The organism is Gordonia sp. NPDC003429 (assembly GCF_053588575.1).
Genome location: NZ_JBSFQF010000014.1, coordinates 73556 through 89361, shown reverse-complemented (window position 1 = coordinate 89361; position 15806 = coordinate 73556). Strand labels below are relative to the sequence as shown.

Genomic DNA, 15806 nt, shown 5'->3' with positions numbered 1-15806 from the left:
CATCACGCAGGCCAAGAGCCGGGGCCGCAGAATTCGCCATAGCCAATTCTCTCAAACCACGAACCATAAACTAATTAACGACACGCGACACTAGAGACCGCAACCTCCTAGAGACATCGTCGCCGGGACCGTGACCTCGGTTCGGCCCCGGCGACGATCACCATCATCGGAGATGGTCTGGAGGACCAGTTTCTTTCAGACCCAGTTTCTTTCAGCACCAGTTTCTTTCAGCCCCACAGCCCCCGACAACGCCGCGAGAGAGCGAGTGAAAGATGTACGAGAAGAATGGCGAGAAGTACTTCATCGTCGATGCCCACGTCCACCTGTGGGACGGCCGCGAGTCCAACCAGCGCAACATCCACGGCAAACAGTTCATCGACTGCTTCTACGACTACCACCGCAACCTCAGCCCCGAAGAACAGGTGTGGGACTACGACACCTACTGCTACTACGGCGCCGACCGCCTGATGCAGGATCTGTTCGTCGACGGCCCGGCCGACCACGCGATCTTCCAGGCGACCATCCTGAAAGACTTCTACGTCAACGGATTCGCGCAGGTGGACGACTCGCTCAAGCTGGCCGCCGACAATCCCGACAAGCTCACCTACAACCACGCCTATGATCCGCGCGACGGCGAGGACGGCCTGGTGCAATTGCGCAAGGACGCGGAGACGATGAACCTGCGCGGGGTGAAGCTCTACACCGCCGAGTGGCACGGTGACTCGCGTGGCTACAAACTCGACGACCACTGGTCGCGGCGCTATCTGGAAGAGTGCATCGAGTTGGGTATCAAGAACGTTCACGTGCACAAGGGCCCCACCATCCGTCCGCTGGACCGCGACGCGTTCGACGTTGCCGACGTCGACAAGGTGGCCACCGACTACACCGATCTGAACTTCATCATCGAGCACGTCGGACTCCCCCGGCTCGAGGACTTCTGCTGGATCGCCACCCAGGAATCCAACGTGTACGGCGGTCTGGCGGTGGCGATCCCGTTCATCCACACCCGACCCCGGTACTTCGCGCAGATCATCGGTGAACTCATGTACTGGATCGGTGAGGACAAGATCCTCTTCGCCAGCGACTACGCGCTGTGGACCCCCCAGTGGCTGGTGGAGCGGTTCGTCGACTTCCAGATCCCCGAGGACATGACCGAATACGCTCCGCTGACCACTGACCAGAAGCGAAAGATCCTGGGACTCAATGCTGCGGCTCTCTACCCGCACATCGAGGTGCCCGAGGAGCTGCGCATCCCGACCGCCGCCGCCGATCCGGGTGCCGAGGTGGCCCCGGGAGCGCCGGATGCCGCCGCACACGATCCGGTGAACGCATGACCGCGCTGGCCGATCACGGGCACGTCCACGCCGACGACGCCCCGCTCGAGGCGGCACAGCCGTTGCCGTCTGCGGTGCTCGCCGCACTCGGCACGGTGCTCGACCCGGAACTCGACGAGCCGATCACCGACCTCAACTTCGTGCGGTCGGTGTTCCTCGACGACCGCGGCGTCACCGTTCACCTGCGGCTGCCCACCTCGTTCTGCTCGCCGAACTTCGCCTACCTGATGGCATCGGACGCACTCGACGCCCTCGAATGTGTCGACGGCATCGGCGAGGTGCGGGTGATGCTCGACGATCATCACGACTCCGACAAGATCAACGCCGGTCTCGCCGCGCACGCCGGATACAAGGGCACGTTCGGTGTCGAGGCGCAAGACGATCTCGACGAGCTGCGCATGACGTTTCTGCGTAAGGCACACACCGCGGCGATGGAACGCTGTGTGGCCCCGCTGATCTCGTCGGGCCGGTGCGGCGTGGAGGACTGCGGTCACCTGCTGCTGCGCGACCTCCCGGACGGGCGGTCGAAGTACGCGCTGCTGCGTCGTCGGGTGCAGATCGGTCTGGGTGTCTGCCCCAATGCGCGGGTCGTGGTCGACGAGGAGGGCCACCCGCTGCCCGCCGACCAGGTGCCGCTGCGGCTGCGGTTCGCGCGGTCGGTGCGCATCTCGATGGAGGGCAACTCCCACTTCTGCCGCGGCCTGCTGGCCACCCGGTATGCCGACGACGGCGAATGCGACGGCACCAGCGGACCGGTGATCACCGACATCCGTTCGGCCGCAGGCGCGACCACCACATCACATTCCACCGAGGAGAGGTCATCATGAGGGCCGTACAGGTCGTCGGTTATCACGACAAACTGCAACTCAACGAGGTTCCCGATCCACAGATCACCGGACCGCTCGACGTGATCGTGCGGATCGGCGGTGCCGGTGTGTGCCGCACCGATCTGCACATCCTCGAGGGCCAGTGGGCCGAGAAGAGCGGTGTCAGCCTGCCGTACACGATCGGCCACGAGAACGCCGGGTGGGTCGAGGCGGTGGGTGACGCCGTCACCAATGTCGCCGTCGGCGACAAGGTGATCCTGCATCCGCTGATCACCTGCGGGCTGTGCCGCGCCTGCCGGGCGGGCGACGACGTGCATTGCGAGAACAGTCTTTTCCCGGGCATCGACACCGACGGCGGATACGCCGACTATCTCAAGACGACGGCCCGCAGCGTGGTGCGCATCGACGATTCGCTCGAACCGTCGGACGTGGCGGCCCTCGCCGACGCCGGCCTGACCGCCTACCACGCCGCGGCCAAGGTGGCCGCGATGACCCGGCCCGGTGACACCTGCGTGGTCATCGGGGCAGGAGGCCTGGGCCACATCGGAATTCAGGTTCTGGCCGCCATCTCCGGGGTGACCATCGTGGTGGTCGACCGCAATCCGGAGGCGGTGGCACTGGCCGTGGAGGTCGGTGCCCACAAGGGCATCGTCGCCGACGGCGCCGGGAGCGAGGCGAGCGGGCCGAATCAGCAGAGCACGCAGGTGCAGCAGGTCCTGGATCTGACCGACGGGAAGGGCGCCGAGGCGGTCCTCGACTTCGTCGGTGAGGGCGGCGCGACCGCCGAAGGTGTTGCGATGCTGCACCGCGCGGGCAACTACTTCGTCGTCGGTTACGGCGAGAACATCAACGTCCCCACGATCGACATCATCTCCACCGAGATCAATTTCATCGGCAATCTGGTGGGTTCGTACAACGACCTCACCGAGCTGATGGCACTCGCCGCACAGGGAAAGGTCAAACTGCACACCGCAACCTACGCGCTCGACGACTTTCAGAGCGCCCTCGACGATCTGGATTCCGGCCGGGTACGCGGCCGGGCGATCCTGATCCCCTGATCGGGCCCCTTCGCTGATCGAGCCCCTTCGCTGATCGAGCTTGTCGAGATCACCCCTCCCCCAAACCACCTGAGAACACACATCGAAAGAAGGACGAGAACATGGCCAAGGAGTTGCGCTACAACGCCGAAGCGCGGCTGCGGCTGGAACGGGGCGTCAATGCCCTCGCCGACGCGGTCAAGGTCACCTTGGGTCCCAAGGGACGCAATGCGGTGCTGGAGAAACTGACCGGCCCACCGACCATCACCAATGACGGGGTCACCATCGCCCGTGAGATCCAGCTGCGCGACCCGTTCGCCAACATGGGCGCCCAACTGGTCAAGGAGGTGGCGATGAAGACCAACGGGGTGGTCGGCGACGGCACCACCACCGCCACCGTGCTCGCCCAGGCGATGGTGCGCGAGGGGCTGCGTGCCGTCGAACAGGGCGCCAACCCCATGCGGGTACGCCGCGGCATCGAACGTGCGGTGACCGCGGTGGTGGAATCCCTTGATACACAGGCAGTGCAGATCGGAGGACGCGGCGACCTGGAACGGATCGCGTCACTGGCGGCCAGCGACGACGAGGTGATCGGCGAGGTGATCGCGGCCGCCGTCGAACACGTCGGCCGCACCGGGGTCATCACCACCGAGGAGAGCGACACCATCGGACTTGCGGTGGATGTGGTCGACGGGATCGAGTTCGACCACGGCTACATCTCCGGGTACATGGTGACCAATCCCGAACGCATGGAAGCGGTCCTGGACAACCCGGTGGTGCTGCTGACCAACAAGAAGATCACCTCGGTGCAGGACGTGATGCCGGCGATCGAAACGGCCAAACGCGCCGACCGCCCGCTGCTGGTGCTGGCCGAGGACGTCGACGGCCCCGCCCTGCAACTACTCGTGGGCGGCAACATGCACAAGACGATGCAGTCGGTGGTGGTGCGCGCCCCCGGATTCGGGCATCGGCGCATCGCCGAACTCGAGGATCTCGCGGTGGCACTCGGCGGGCACGTGGTGGCCAAGGACACCGGCATCGAGTTGCACGAGATCACCATCGACCACCTCGGCACGTGCGACCGGGTGACCGTCACCGAGAACGAGACCACCATGGTGGGCGCGCACGGACAACAGGACCTCGTCGACGCCCGCGTCCGGCATCTGGAAGCCCAACTCGAGCGCGCCCGCATCGACGCCGACCGCGACGCACTCGAACTGCGGATCGCCCGGCTCACCGGTCGGGTCGCGGTGATCCGGGTGGGTGGCGTCACCAGCGTGGAACTCAAGGAACGGATGCTGCGGGTCGAGGACGCGCTGGCCGCCACCCGCGCCGCGGTGGAGGCCGGCATCGTGTCCGGCGGCGGCACCGCGCTGGCCCAGGCACACCGGGCGCTCGAATCACTCGAGGCCACCGGCGACGAGGCGGTCGGCATCGACGTGGTGCGCCGGTCGCTGGCCGAGCCGCTGCGGTGGATCGCCACCAATGCCGGCTTCGACGGCGACGAGGTGGTCAACGTGGTCACCGGTCTGCCCCTCGGGCACGGATTCAACGCGCTCTCGGGCGAGTACGGCGACATGTTCGACGAGGGCGTCATCGATCCGTGCAAGGTGACGCGTGCCGCGCTGGAGAGCGCCGCCTCCATCGCAGCACTGCTGATCACCACAGAGACCGCGGTGGTCGAAGAGGTGATGATCAACCCGGGCGCCATCCCGGCACCCGGGTTCGGCGATCTCGCCGAAGGCATGGTCCGCCCGTCGAACATCTACTGACCGTGAACCATCCCTGACCTCGTCGGCCCCAGAACTGGGCCGGTCGCGATCCGGACACGCACACGTGTCCTCGGCGTTGATCGCGACCGGCCCTCCCCACGTGCGAACCGGTTCGGTGACCGGTCCCGTTCGGATACACTCGGGAGCAGAGGTGAGATCTAGATCACAGAGGAGTCCACGCGCTCGGTGAAATGTCAGCCCAGCCCAGGCCAGAACGACCAGGCCCGACCAACCCGCGATGCTGCGATGTCCCGGGAGGTAGCGCGCGCCCGCGAGCGCTTTCTCAGCGACGATGACCTGGACGCCGCGGTCCGGGAGGCCATCTCCACCTCGTGGCGCCGCTCACGTTCCTTCAACGTCGATGCCGATCGTCTGCAGTTGCCGTTCGTCCGCGAACCCAACCTCGAGAGTCCTCTGGTTTCCGCGGCGCGGCCGGTGCTCTCCGCACTCGTCGACGACCTCGCCGACGATGCGGTCAGCGTCATCCTGACCTCACCCGACGGTGTGGTGCTGTCGCGCGCGTCGGCGAATCGTCGTCTCCGCTCGATGCTCGACGACGTGAATCTCGCCCCCGGTTACAGCTATAGCGAGGAGTTCGCGGGCACCAATGGCATCGGTACCGCCCTCGAGACCCGCAAGCCCACCCTGGTGGCCGGTGCCGAGCACTACGCCGGCTGCCTCGACCAGCTGTCCTGCGCAGGCGTGCCGATCATCCACCCGGTCTCGGGTGCGATGGTGGGGGCGCTGGACCTGACGGGGTGGGACGACGAGTCGGGCTCGCTGCTGATGTCGCTGGCGAAGTCGGCGACGGCGCAGATCGTGCAGCGCATGATGTCGCAGGCAAGTGAACGCGAGTCGCGGCTGCTCAACGCCTACCTCGCCACCTGCCGACGAGCGCCCCAGGCGATGGTGCTGGCCATCGCCGGCGACGTGGTGCTGATGAACCGCCGCCTGCGCTTGTCGGTGGATCCGCGCGATCAGCTCGCGATCCTCGAGCAGGCCGTCGACCACTCGCTCGTCGCCACGGCCGCCCAGCGGGTCAACGCATTGCCCAGTGGCCAGGTGGCGCGACTCTCACCGGTCGCCGAGTTCTCCGACGCCGCAGCCCAGATCGCCGTATTTCGCGTACATCTGCTCGACACCGCACCCGCACCGGCGGCGGCCGCTCGTCCGGCCCGGGCGACCCTGCCCGGCGTTGCGGGCCACAGCTCCTCGTGGCGGCTGGCGTGCGAGCAGATCTCGCGTGCCGTCGGCGCCGGCGAATGGCTGGCGGTGTCCGGTGAGCCGGGCACCGGCCGCAGCACCGTGCTGCGTGCCTGCTGTGACCGCCACGTGCGGAGCACCACACGGGTGTTCGCCGCCGACGACTTCACCGCCGAGGAAACCCTCGACACCCTGGCCACCGAACTCGAACGTGACGGCTTCTGCATCATCATCACCGATCTCGACCGGGTACCCGACGAAGCGGTGGCGGCAATCGCCGACATGCTGCCCGGCCGCGAACACGCCGGCTGGATCGGGGTGACCACCGGCGTCGACGCCGGATCGGCCCCGTCCACCATGGTGCAGTCGACGGTGATGCCGTTCTTCGCCCACACGGTGGAGATCCCGCCGCTGCGCCACCGCATCGAGGACCTCCACGATCTGATCCCCGCACTGCTGCGCCAACTCACCCGTGGCCGCGAGCTGTCGGTGTCCGCCGAGGCCATCACCCAGCTCAGCAGGTATCCGTGGCCCGGCAACGTCGCCGAACTGCGCCAGATCCTTCGCGAGGTGGTGACCCACCAGCGCTCCGGCGTGATCGGGGTACGCCAACTGCCGCCGCGGTGCCGCGCGCTCACCCGGCACACCCTCACCCGCATCGAAGCACTCGAACGCGACGCGATCGTGCGCAGTCTGGAAGAGAACGCACACAGCAAGGCCGCGGCGGCGCACGCGCTCGGTATCTCCCGGGCCACCATCTACCGCAAGATCCGCGAGTTCGGCATCGACACCTGAGATCGACGCCCGAGATCGACGCCTGAGATCGTCGGCGCCACGGGCTGTCACGACCACCCGCCGAGGACTACCGTCGAAGTCGTGGACATAGACGAGCAGCGGGAATCGCTGTGTGCCGCCGCTCATCAACTCGCGGCGGCCGGATTGACCGTGGGAACCGGCGGCAACCTGTCGATCCGCGTCGAGGACGCCGTCCTCCTCACCCCGTCCGGATGCCGCCTCGAGTCGGTGAAACCCGAGCAGCTCGTCATCGTCGACCTCGAGGGTTCGGTGGTGGTCCCCACCCCCTACCGGCCCACGTCGGAACTGCGATTCCACCTCGACATCTACCGCACCACGTCGGCCTCGGCAGTCGCACACGCCCATCCCGTCGCCTCGGTGGCACTGGCCAACATCGTCGACGAGTTGCCGCCGATCCACTACACCGCGGCCATGATCGGTGGCTCGGTGCGGGTGGCTCCCTACGCGGTGTTCGGCAGCCAGGAGCTCAGCGACGCGGTCACCACCGCGCTGCACGAACGCACCGCGGCGCTGATGCGCAACCACGGGTCGGTGGCCATCGGCGGCAACCTCGAAACCGCCTGCGAACACATCGAACTGCTGGACTGGCTGGCCGAGGTGTATCTGCGCTCGCTGCCCGCAGGCACCCCGGCCGTCCTCGACTCCGCACAACTGACCGAGGTGGTCGCCACCGCGGCGCGACGCCAGTACACGCCCTTCCCCGGACACGACCGATGAGGCTGGTGACCGTCGGCGCACACGTACTCGATGTGCTGGCGGCGCCCGTCGAGCACATCCCCGCCGGTCAAGGCGCAGCGCTCGTCGAGCACATCCGGATGTCGCCGGCCGGCCCGGCGGGCGGCACCGCTCTCACCGCCGCCAAACTGGGCGCCGAGGTGGCGACGGTGGGCGCGGTGGGCGACGACGATCCGGGCCGAATGCTCGCCACGGCATTGCAGCGCTTCGGAGTGGACACCACGCATCTGGTGCGGGTGGACCTGCCGACGTCGATGAGTGTGCTGCCGATCAGACCCAACGGTGACCGCCCGGCCCTGCACATGCCCGGAGCGAATCTCGCCTATCCGCTTGCCGAGCTCCCGATCGACCTGCTCACCGGCGCCGACCACGTCCACCTCGGGGCTCCGGAACTGCTCAATCCGCCCGAGCTCGCCCCGGTGATCGACGACATCCGGGCTGCGGGGGTCACGATATCCGCCGACATCCTGGCCGACGGCAACGCCGGCATGCTCGCCTGGCTCGAACCCGTGCTGTCGCGGCTGGATTACCTGCTGCCCAACGACGATCAGGTGCGTGGGCTGACCGGCGAGGACGATCTGGTGACCGCTTCGCGCGCGCTGATCGCTCGCGGCGTCTCCTGTGTGGCGGTGACCGCGGGCGCCGACGGGGCATGGGTGGTGACGGCCGACGACGCCGAACACGCCCCGGCCCGCGCCGGCGTCGATGTGGTGGACACCAGCGGCTGCGGCGACGCCTTCTCCGCGGCATTCCTGGTGGCTCGCGGACACGGGCTGTCGCTGCTGCAATCGGCCCAGGTCGGCTGCGCGGTGGCCGGACAGGTGGCCGAGGGACTCGGCAGCGATCACGGCGGCTTCACGTGGGCCGAGATGTCGGGGGCGGCGACCGCCTGACGGCATGCCACTCGATGCATCGCTGAGGCACCACCATGCCGCTACTTCGGCCCAACCGATGTAATACCCCAGATCTATCCGCTGTACAGATGCAGAGGTGGACGAGAATCATGAATACCGACACCGCAGATGCCAGACCAGTGGAGGCCGAGATGACGCAGAACCCGATCGAGGTTGTCGTCGTGGGTGGCGGGCAGGCCGGCATCGCGATGAGTGAACACCTCGGTGCGCAGGGCATTTCGCACGTGGTTCTCGAACGCGACCGGGTGGCCGAGCGGTGGCGCACGTGGCGGTGGGATTCGCTCGTCGCCAACGGCCCCGCCTGGCACGATCGCTTCCCCGGCATGGAGTTCGACATCGATCCCGACGCCTTCGCGTCCAAGGACGAGGTCGCCGACTACCTGGCCGCTTATGCGCGACGGATCGACGCACCGATCCGCACCGGCGTCGAGGTGATCTCGGTGCGGAAGACCAACGGCGCGAGTGGTTTCCGGGTCGAGACCTCCGAGGGAATCATCGACGCCCGCTTCGTGGTGTCGGCGACCGGCGCATTCCAGAAGCCGGTCATCCCGCCGTTGGTGCCCGACACCGCAGGACTGCACCAGTTGCATTCGAGTGACTATCACAATCCGCAGCAGCTACCGGCCGGTGCGGTGCTCGTCGTCGGCGCCGGCTCATCAGGGGTCCAGATCGCCGACGAACTGCGCTCATCGGGTCGCGAGGTGTATCTCGCCGTGGGACCGCACGATCGACCACCGCGGCACTATCGGGGCCGCGACTTCTGTTGGTGGCTCGGCGTTCTGGGCAAGTGGGATGCCGCGACACCTCCGGCCGGCGCGGAGCACGTGACCATCGCGGTCAGTGGGGCACGCGGCGGACACACGGTGGACTTCCGCGATCTCGCCGCCGACGGGATCACCCTGTTCGGCCGTGCCGAACACTTCGACGCGGGAGTGATGCGTTTCGCTCCGGACCTGCGCATCAACATCGAGAACGGCGACGCCACATATCTTTCCATGCTCGACGAGGCCGACGAGCACATCGCCCGCAATGGTCTCGACCTGCCTGCCGAGCCGCTGGCCCGGGCGTTGGGGCCGCTGCCCGAATGCGTGACCGACCCGATCGCGGCACTCGATCTCGGCGCCGCCGGCGTGACATCGATCGTGTGGGCCACCGGATTCGCCTACGACTACGACTGGTTGCAGGTCGACGCCGCCGTCGACGAGAACGGTCGGCCACGCCACCAGCGCGGCGTGTCGCCGGAGCCCGGCATCTACTTCCTGGGACTGCCCTGGCTGTCCCGGCGCGGCTCGAGTTTCATCTGGGGGGTGTGGCACGACGCCCGATACCTCGCCGACCAGATCGCCATCCAACGCGGCTACCTCGCGTACCGTCCGCAGACCCAGACCCCCTGCACCGCTCGGACAGGAGTATCGGCATGAGCGCAGCCACCGGTCCCGAGGTCACCCACACCCGGATACGGCCGTTCAACACCCGTGACACCTACCCCGAACAGAACCTGGACAACGACCTGTGCCAGGCGGTGGTCGCCGGCGGCGTCGTGTACCTGCGCGGACAAATCGGGCAAGACCTCGACACCCGCGAATCGGTCGGCATCGGCGACGTCGCCGCGCAGACCGAGAAGGCGATGAGCAACATCGCCATGCTGCTCGACGAGGCGGGCAGTTCGCTGCGCGACATCGTCAAGGTCACGGTGTACCTCACCGACATCCGTTACCGCGAAACCGTCTACCGGGTGATGGGTCGCTGGCTCAAGGGTGTGTACCCGGTGTCGACCGGGCTGGTGGTCCACGCGCTGGCGCGCCCGGAGTGGCTCGTGGAGATCGACGCCACCGCCGTCCTCAGCGACCCGGAAGGCGCCGCGCGATGACCATGTCACTGGTCGCCCGCGACCCCGCCACCGGTTCGTTCGGGATCATCGTGTGTTCGTCGAGTCCCGCGGTGGCCGCACGGTGCGCTCATCCGCGAGCGGGCGTCGGGGTGGTGGCATCGCAGAATGTCACCAATCCCGCTCTGGGTCCGCAGATCCTCGACCTGATCGCCGGTGGCGCCGACGCCCAGACCGCACTCGACGCTGCGCTGGCCACCGAACCGTTCCCCGAGTATCGGCAGGTGACGGTCGTCGACACCGCGGGCGGCACCGCCGCCCACTCGGGAGCGCGCAGTCTCGGGGTGCACGCACAGGTGCGCGGGCATCAGGCCGTCGCAGCCGGCAATCTGCTCGCCGACGCCGACGTGATCGACACGCTGCTCAGCGGTTTCACGCGCAGCGCGGCGGAGGACTTCGAGCGACGCCTGCTTGACGGTCTCCACGCGGCGCTGGCCGCGGGCGGGGAGGAAGGACCGGTGCATTCCGCCGGACTGAGCGTCGTATCGGATGTGCCCTGGCCGGTGACCGATCTGCGCGTCGACCATGCCGACGATCCCCTCGCCGAACTCGACCGCCTGTGGGAGGTGTGGCGGCCACAGAAGAACGACTACCGGGTACGTGGCGTGGATCCCACGCGCGCCCCCTCCTACGGCGTGCCGGGCGACCGGTGAGCGGCCTGGACGCGGCGCTGCGCAGCGGCGTGGACACCGCGTTGCCCGCACTGATCGAGTTGTCCCGGGATCTCTACGATCATCCCGAGATCGCTTGGGAGGAGGTTCGTTCGGCCACGCAGGTGGCGACCCGGCTCGCGGGGTACGGCTTCGACGTCACCGAACGCTTCTGCGGCCTCGACACCGCATTCGCGGCGCGGATCGGCGACGGCGATCTGCACGTCGCACTCTGCGCGGAGTACGACGCGTTGCCCGGACTCGGGCACGCGTGCGGCCACAATCTGATCTCCGCCATCACCGTGGGTGCCGCGGCCGCGCTCGCTCCGCTCGTCGACGACCTCGGCCTGACCCTCTCCGTGATCGGGACGCCCGCCGAGGAGGGCGGCGGCGGCAAGATCGAGTTGCTCGAGCGCGGCGGGTTCGTCGGGCAGCACGCGGCGGCCATGGTTCATCCCGGTCCCGCCGACGTTGCGCGGGCACAGCCGTTTGCCGTCTCCCACAGCCACATCGACTATCGCGGGAAATCCGCCCACGCTGCCGCGTACCCCGAACGAGGTGTCAACGCGGCCGACGCGTTCACCATCGCGCAAGTGGCGATCGGCCTTCTGCGACAGCAGCTTCCGGCGTCGGTGCGAGTGCACGGGATGATGACCCGGGGCGGTGAGGCACCCAACGCCATCGCCGAACACACCGAGGGCCGCTGGTATGTGCGGGCCGAGACGCTGGCCGAACTCGCCGAGGTGGAGCCAAAGGTGCTGCGCTGCTTCGAGGCGGGTGCACTGGCCACCGGCGCCGAACTCACCGTGACCCCCGAATCCAGGCCGTACGCCGAGTTCCGCACCGACGAGGATCTGCTGGCCTGCTACGAGCGGCGTGCCGTGGCGGCAGGGCGTCGGTTCGGCACGGGACCCGACGCCACCATGGCACGGGCCTCCACCGACATGGGCAATGTGTCACAACAGATTTCGGCGATCCACCCGTACATCGGCATCGACTCGCTGCCCGCGGTCAACCATCAGCCCGAGTTCGCCGCCGCCACCCTCACGCCCGCGGCCGAGGTGGCGATCGCGCAGGGCGCGCTGGCGCTGGCGGGTACGGTGGTCGACGCCGCGGCCGACACTCCCCTACGGCACCGGCTGCTCGGCGTCTGAGCACGGAACGCACCTCGCCCCACGAGAGCACTGCCTCCCGCGGATCGATTTCCCTCCCGCGCACGTGATTCGATGCGCGGGAAGGAAATGGCGCCGCGGGAGCGCACCCGTGATCGACGTAGGAGCGGGTGGGCAGCTCAATCAGCGTGCGGGACAGCTCAATCGGCGAGTGCCATGCGCTCAGCCATGCGGGCATAGACCTCACCCAGTGCCGCCGGATCATCGTGGCCCCGACTGGGGAACCAGCGACACACGTCGACACACAGTGACGAGATCGCCAGCACCACGTCGCCTGGATCGTCGGCACCAAACTCCCCCGCCTGTACCCCGGCCGACACGATGCGATCCAGGATCGCGGTGGTCTTCCGTCGCACCGCAGCGATGGCGCGGAAGTGCTCGGGGGTCAGTGCCCCGAGTTCGTACTGCACCACCTTGGCGAGCTGATGATGCTCGGCCTGCCACCGCGCGAAGGCGCCGACCACCGCGCGCAGCCGTGCCCGATACGGCAGTTGGGCGTCGTCGACGGCGGCCAGGGTGTCGTACACACCCTGGTGTCCCTCCAGCGCGATCGAGTAGAGCAGTTCCTCCTTGGACCGGAAGTGCGGGTACATCGCGGCGGCGCTCATGTTCAGACGTGCCGCGATCTGCCGGGTGGACGAACCGGAGTAACCCAACTCGGCGAACGACGCGGTGGCCGCTGCCCGGATGCGCTGAGCTGCCACCGATTCACGCACCCCAGCCGCCACCGTCCCTCTCCTCCCAGGTCGTCAATGCGCGCGACCTTGACCCCCGGCCGCCATCAGGGCAGTATAAGCGAGTGCTCAGAAATGAGCGACCGCTTAGCGAATGCCCCCGTTCGTGAATGCCCCCTTTCGCGAATGCCCCCGTTCGTGAATGTCCCCGACGTCACCCGAAGGAGTGCCATGGCCGAGGCCCTGTCCCGCCGCGACCTCGAATTCCTGCTGTACGAATGGCTCGACGTGGAATCGCTGACCACGCGTGCACGATTCGCCGAGCACACTCGCGAGACCTTCGACGCCGTCCTCGACCTGTCCGCCGACATCGCGACCAAATGCTTCGCGCCCGCCAACAAGATCGGCGACGTGGCGGAGCCCTACGTGGGCGACGACGGCACCGTCGTGCTGCCCGATGAGATCACCGGCGGGATCACCGAGTTCCTCAAGGCGGGACTGATCGCCGGCCCCTTCGACGAGGATCTCGGCGGCATGCAGTTGCCCACAGTGGTCAACCGCGCGGCGATGGCCTGGTTCCAGGCGGCCAACGCCGCGATGTCGTCGTATGCATTTCTCACCGTCGGCAACGCCAACCTGCTCACCGAGTACGGCACTCCCGAGCAGATCGACACCTGGGTGCGACCCATGGTGGAGGGGCGCTACTTCGGCACGATGTGCCTGTCGGAACCACAGGCCGGATCGTCGCTTGCCGACATCACCACCAAGGCCGTCCCCGCCGGCGACGGCAGCTACCGGGTCACCGGAACCAAGATGTGGATCTCCGCGGGCGACCACGAACTCGGCGAGAACATCGTGCATCTCGTCCTCGCGAAGGCGCCCGGCGGCGGGCCCGGCGTCAAGGGCATCTCGCTGTTCATCGTCCCCAAATACCTGACCGACGGCACCCGCAACGACGTCGCACTGGTCGGCCTCAATCACAAGATGGGTCAGCACGCCACCACCAACTGCCTGCTGAACCTCGGCGAGACCGGCAACGGCGCAGTGGGATATCTCGTCGGCGAGGAACACAAGGGCCTGGCCTACATGTTCCACATGATGAACGAGGCGCGCATCGGCGTCGGATTCCTCGCCACCGCACTGGGTTACGCCGGCTACCTCGCATCACTCGAGTACGCCAGGGTCCGCACCCAGGGACGGCCCATCGGCCACAAGGACCCGACCAGCAAGCCGGTCCCGATCATCGAGCACGCCGACGTCAAACGCATGTTGCTGGCCCAGAAATCCTATGTGGAGGGCGCATTGGCGCTCGGCCTCTACAGCAGCAAACTCGTCGACCAGCAGCAGACCGGCGACGAGGCGGAAGCCGCCACCGCGGGTCTGCTGCTCGACGTGCTGACCCCGATTGCCAAATCGTGGCCCTCGCAATGGTGCCTGGCCGCCAATGACCTGGCGATCCAGATTCACGGTGGTTACGGCTACACCCGGGAGTTCCCGGTCGAACAGTTCTACCGCGACAACCGGCTCAATCCCATTCACGAGGGCACGCACGGCATTCACGGCCTGGATCTGTTGGGCCGCAAGGTGATCATGAACGGCGGCGCCGGTCTGCGGCTGCTCGCCGACACCATCGGGGCGACGATCGCGCGGGCCGCGGAATCGGCCGATGCCCAACGCTGGGCGGACATGCTGCGCCGCCGGGTGGACCGGCTGGTGTCGGTGACCGCGCAGGTGTGGTCGGCCGGCGATGTCGCGGTGTCGCTGGCCAACGCCACCGCATATCTGGAGGCGACCGGACACATCGTCGTCGCCTGGATGTGGTTGGAGCAGTTGCTGGCCGCCGACGGTTGCGCCGGCGACTTCTATGATGGCAAACGTGCCGCGGCACAGTACTTCTTCACCTACGAGCTACCCAAGGTGGACGCCCAGTTCGACCTGCTGGCCGCGCTCGACCGCACCACCCTCGACGCACGGCCCGAGATCTTCTGAACCCCCCGACCCTTCTCGAGAGGAACCGAAATGTCTGTGCTCGATCTGTTCAGCGTGACCGACAAGGTGGTCGTCGTCACCGGCGCCTCGTCCGGGCTCGGGGTGGCCTTCGCGACCGCCTTCGCCGAGGCGGGAGCCGACGTCGTACTCGCCGCCCGCCGCGCCGACCGGCTGGCCTCGACCGCCGCCGCGGTGGAGGCCCGGGGCCGCAAAGCCTTGTCGGTGACCACCGACGTCGTCGATCCGGCGGCGTGCCAGCACGCGATCGACTCGGCGATGGAGACCTTCGGCCGTGTCGACATCCTCATCAACAACGCCGGTGTGGGGACCGCCGTGCCGGCCACCCGCGAAACCCCCGACCAGTTCCGGTCGGTGGTGGACATCAACCTCAACGGCTCGTACTGGATGGCACAGGCCGCCGCGCGGGCGATGCAGCCCGGAAGCTCCATCGTCAACATCTCCAGCATCCTGGGCCTCACCACCGCCGGCCTGCCACAGGCCGCGTACTCGGCGAGCAAGGCCGCGATCGTCGGACTCACCCGCGACCTCGCCCAGCAGTGGGGTGCGCGCAAGGGTATCCGCGTCAATGCCCTGGCCCCGGGCTTCTTCGAGAGCGAGATGACCGACACCTACGTACCCGGCTACATCGACTCGCAGATGCCCCGGGTCATCGTGGGCCGCATGGGTGATCCCGCTGAGCTGGCCGCCACCGCCATCTGGCTCAGTTCGGCCGCCGGCGGCTACGTGACCGGTCAGACCATCGCTGTCGACGGCGGCATCACCATCACCTAGCAC

The 15806-nt window shown here is 67.7% G+C and carries 14 protein-coding genes; 13 read left to right on the top strand and 1 reads right to left on the bottom strand.

Annotated features, from left to right (window positions below):
• Window positions 1–272 precede the first annotated feature (272 nt).
• From ACWDSI_RS16360 to ACWDSI_RS16310, 11 genes are all read left to right on the top strand, one after another.
• Window positions 273–1334, top strand: a complete 1062-nt coding sequence (locus tag ACWDSI_RS16360; protein ID WP_449745364.1) for an amidohydrolase family protein — start codon at window positions 273–275, stop codon at window positions 1332–1334.
• On the top strand, window positions 1331–2161 hold the full coding sequence (locus ACWDSI_RS16355; RefSeq protein WP_449745365.1) for an iron-sulfur cluster assembly protein: 831 nt from the start codon (window positions 1331–1333) through the stop codon (window positions 2159–2161). Before ACWDSI_RS16360 ends, ACWDSI_RS16355 begins: the two co-directional genes overlap by 4 nt.
• Window positions 2158–3219 (top strand): NAD(P)-dependent alcohol dehydrogenase, encoded by a 1062-nt coding sequence (locus ACWDSI_RS16350; protein WP_449757179.1) that lies wholly within the window; start codon window positions 2158–2160, stop codon window positions 3217–3219. The genes ACWDSI_RS16355 and ACWDSI_RS16350 overlap by 4 nt, the downstream gene beginning before the upstream one ends.
• A 101-nt stretch (window positions 3220–3320) precedes the next feature.
• Entirely contained in the window at window positions 3321–4970 is a 1650-nt protein-coding gene (gene groL / locus ACWDSI_RS16345) for a chaperonin GroEL (RefSeq protein WP_449757178.1), read from the top strand.
• Window positions 4971–5216: 246 nt separating this feature from the next.
• Window positions 5217–6968, top strand: a complete 1752-nt coding sequence (locus ACWDSI_RS16340) for a sigma-54-dependent Fis family transcriptional regulator (RefSeq protein WP_449745368.1) — start codon at window positions 5217–5219, stop codon at window positions 6966–6968.
• An 81-nt stretch (window positions 6969–7049) separates the two neighbouring features.
• Complete coding sequence (locus ACWDSI_RS16335) at window positions 7050–7706, top strand: class II aldolase/adducin family protein (RefSeq protein WP_449757177.1); 657 nt, start codon at window positions 7050–7052, stop codon at window positions 7704–7706.
• A complete protein-coding gene (locus ACWDSI_RS16330; protein ID WP_449757176.1) occupies window positions 7703–8617 on the top strand; it encodes a carbohydrate kinase family protein in 915 nt (304 codons plus the stop codon). The genes ACWDSI_RS16335 and ACWDSI_RS16330 overlap by 4 nt, the downstream gene beginning before the upstream one ends.
• 152 nt (window positions 8618–8769) lie before the next feature.
• A complete protein-coding gene (locus tag ACWDSI_RS16325) occupies window positions 8770–10059 on the top strand; it encodes a flavin-containing monooxygenase (RefSeq protein ID WP_449757175.1) in 1290 nt (429 codons plus the stop codon).
• Complete coding sequence (locus ACWDSI_RS16320) at window positions 10056–10508, top strand: RidA family protein (RefSeq protein ID WP_449757174.1); 453 nt, start codon at window positions 10056–10058, stop codon at window positions 10506–10508. Before ACWDSI_RS16325 ends, ACWDSI_RS16320 begins: the two co-directional genes overlap by 4 nt.
• Window positions 10505–11179 (top strand): DUF1028 domain-containing protein, encoded by a 675-nt coding sequence (locus ACWDSI_RS16315; protein WP_449757173.1) that lies wholly within the window; start codon window positions 10505–10507, stop codon window positions 11177–11179. The genes ACWDSI_RS16320 and ACWDSI_RS16315 overlap by 4 nt, the downstream gene beginning before the upstream one ends.
• Complete coding sequence (locus tag ACWDSI_RS16310) at window positions 11176–12330, top strand: M20 family metallopeptidase (protein ID WP_449745374.1); 1155 nt, start codon at window positions 11176–11178, stop codon at window positions 12328–12330. Before ACWDSI_RS16315 ends, ACWDSI_RS16310 begins: the two co-directional genes overlap by 4 nt.
• 158 nt (window positions 12331–12488) lie before the next feature.
• On the opposite strand, the gene ACWDSI_RS16305 is transcribed toward ACWDSI_RS16310, so the two are convergent.
• A complete protein-coding gene (locus ACWDSI_RS16305) occupies window positions 12489–13076 on the bottom strand; it encodes a TetR/AcrR family transcriptional regulator (protein WP_449745375.1) in 588 nt (195 codons plus the stop codon).
• A gap of 177 nt (window positions 13077–13253) precedes the next feature.
• Between ACWDSI_RS16305 and ACWDSI_RS16300 the strand changes: the two genes are divergently transcribed.
• Complete coding sequence (locus ACWDSI_RS16300; protein ID WP_449745376.1) at window positions 13254–15011, top strand: acyl-CoA dehydrogenase; 1758 nt, start codon at window positions 13254–13256, stop codon at window positions 15009–15011.
• A gap of 30 nt (window positions 15012–15041) precedes the next feature.
• Window positions 15042–15803, top strand: a complete 762-nt coding sequence (locus ACWDSI_RS16295) for an SDR family NAD(P)-dependent oxidoreductase (protein WP_449745377.1) — start codon at window positions 15042–15044, stop codon at window positions 15801–15803.
• The last annotated feature ends 3 nt before the right edge of the window (window positions 15804–15806 follow it).

Excerpts from the sequence above, each read along its gene's own strand:
- ACWDSI_RS16340 (WP_449745368.1), top strand. The coding sequence starts at position 5,217 with ATGTCCCGGGAGGTAGCGCGCGCCCGCGAGCGCTTTCTCAGCGACGAT.
- ACWDSI_RS16350 (WP_449757179.1), top strand. The coding sequence starts at position 2,158 with ATGAGGGCCGTACAGGTCGTCGGTTATCACGACAAACTGCAACTCAAC.
- ACWDSI_RS16320 (WP_449757174.1), top strand. The coding sequence starts at position 10,056 with ATGAGCGCAGCCACCGGTCCCGAGGTCACCCACACCCGGATACGGCCG.
- ACWDSI_RS16315 (WP_449757173.1), top strand. The coding sequence starts at position 10,505 with ATGACCATGTCACTGGTCGCCCGCGACCCCGCCACCGGTTCGTTCGGG.
- ACWDSI_RS16300 (WP_449745376.1), top strand. The coding sequence starts at position 13,254 with ATGGCCGAGGCCCTGTCCCGCCGCGACCTCGAATTCCTGCTGTACGAA.
- ACWDSI_RS16360 (WP_449745364.1), top strand. The coding sequence starts at position 273 with ATGTACGAGAAGAATGGCGAGAAGTACTTCATCGTCGATGCCCACGTC.
- ACWDSI_RS16330 (WP_449757176.1), top strand. The coding sequence starts at position 7,703 with ATGAGGCTGGTGACCGTCGGCGCACACGTACTCGATGTGCTGGCGGCG.
- ACWDSI_RS16355 (WP_449745365.1), top strand. The coding sequence starts at position 1,331 with ATGACCGCGCTGGCCGATCACGGGCACGTCCACGCCGACGACGCCCCG.
- groL (WP_449757178.1), top strand. The coding sequence starts at position 3,321 with ATGGCCAAGGAGTTGCGCTACAACGCCGAAGCGCGGCTGCGGCTGGAA.
- ACWDSI_RS16325 (WP_449757175.1), top strand. The coding sequence starts at position 8,770 with ATGACGCAGAACCCGATCGAGGTTGTCGTCGTGGGTGGCGGGCAGGCC.
- ACWDSI_RS16295 (WP_449745377.1), top strand. The coding sequence starts at position 15,042 with ATGTCTGTGCTCGATCTGTTCAGCGTGACCGACAAGGTGGTCGTCGTC.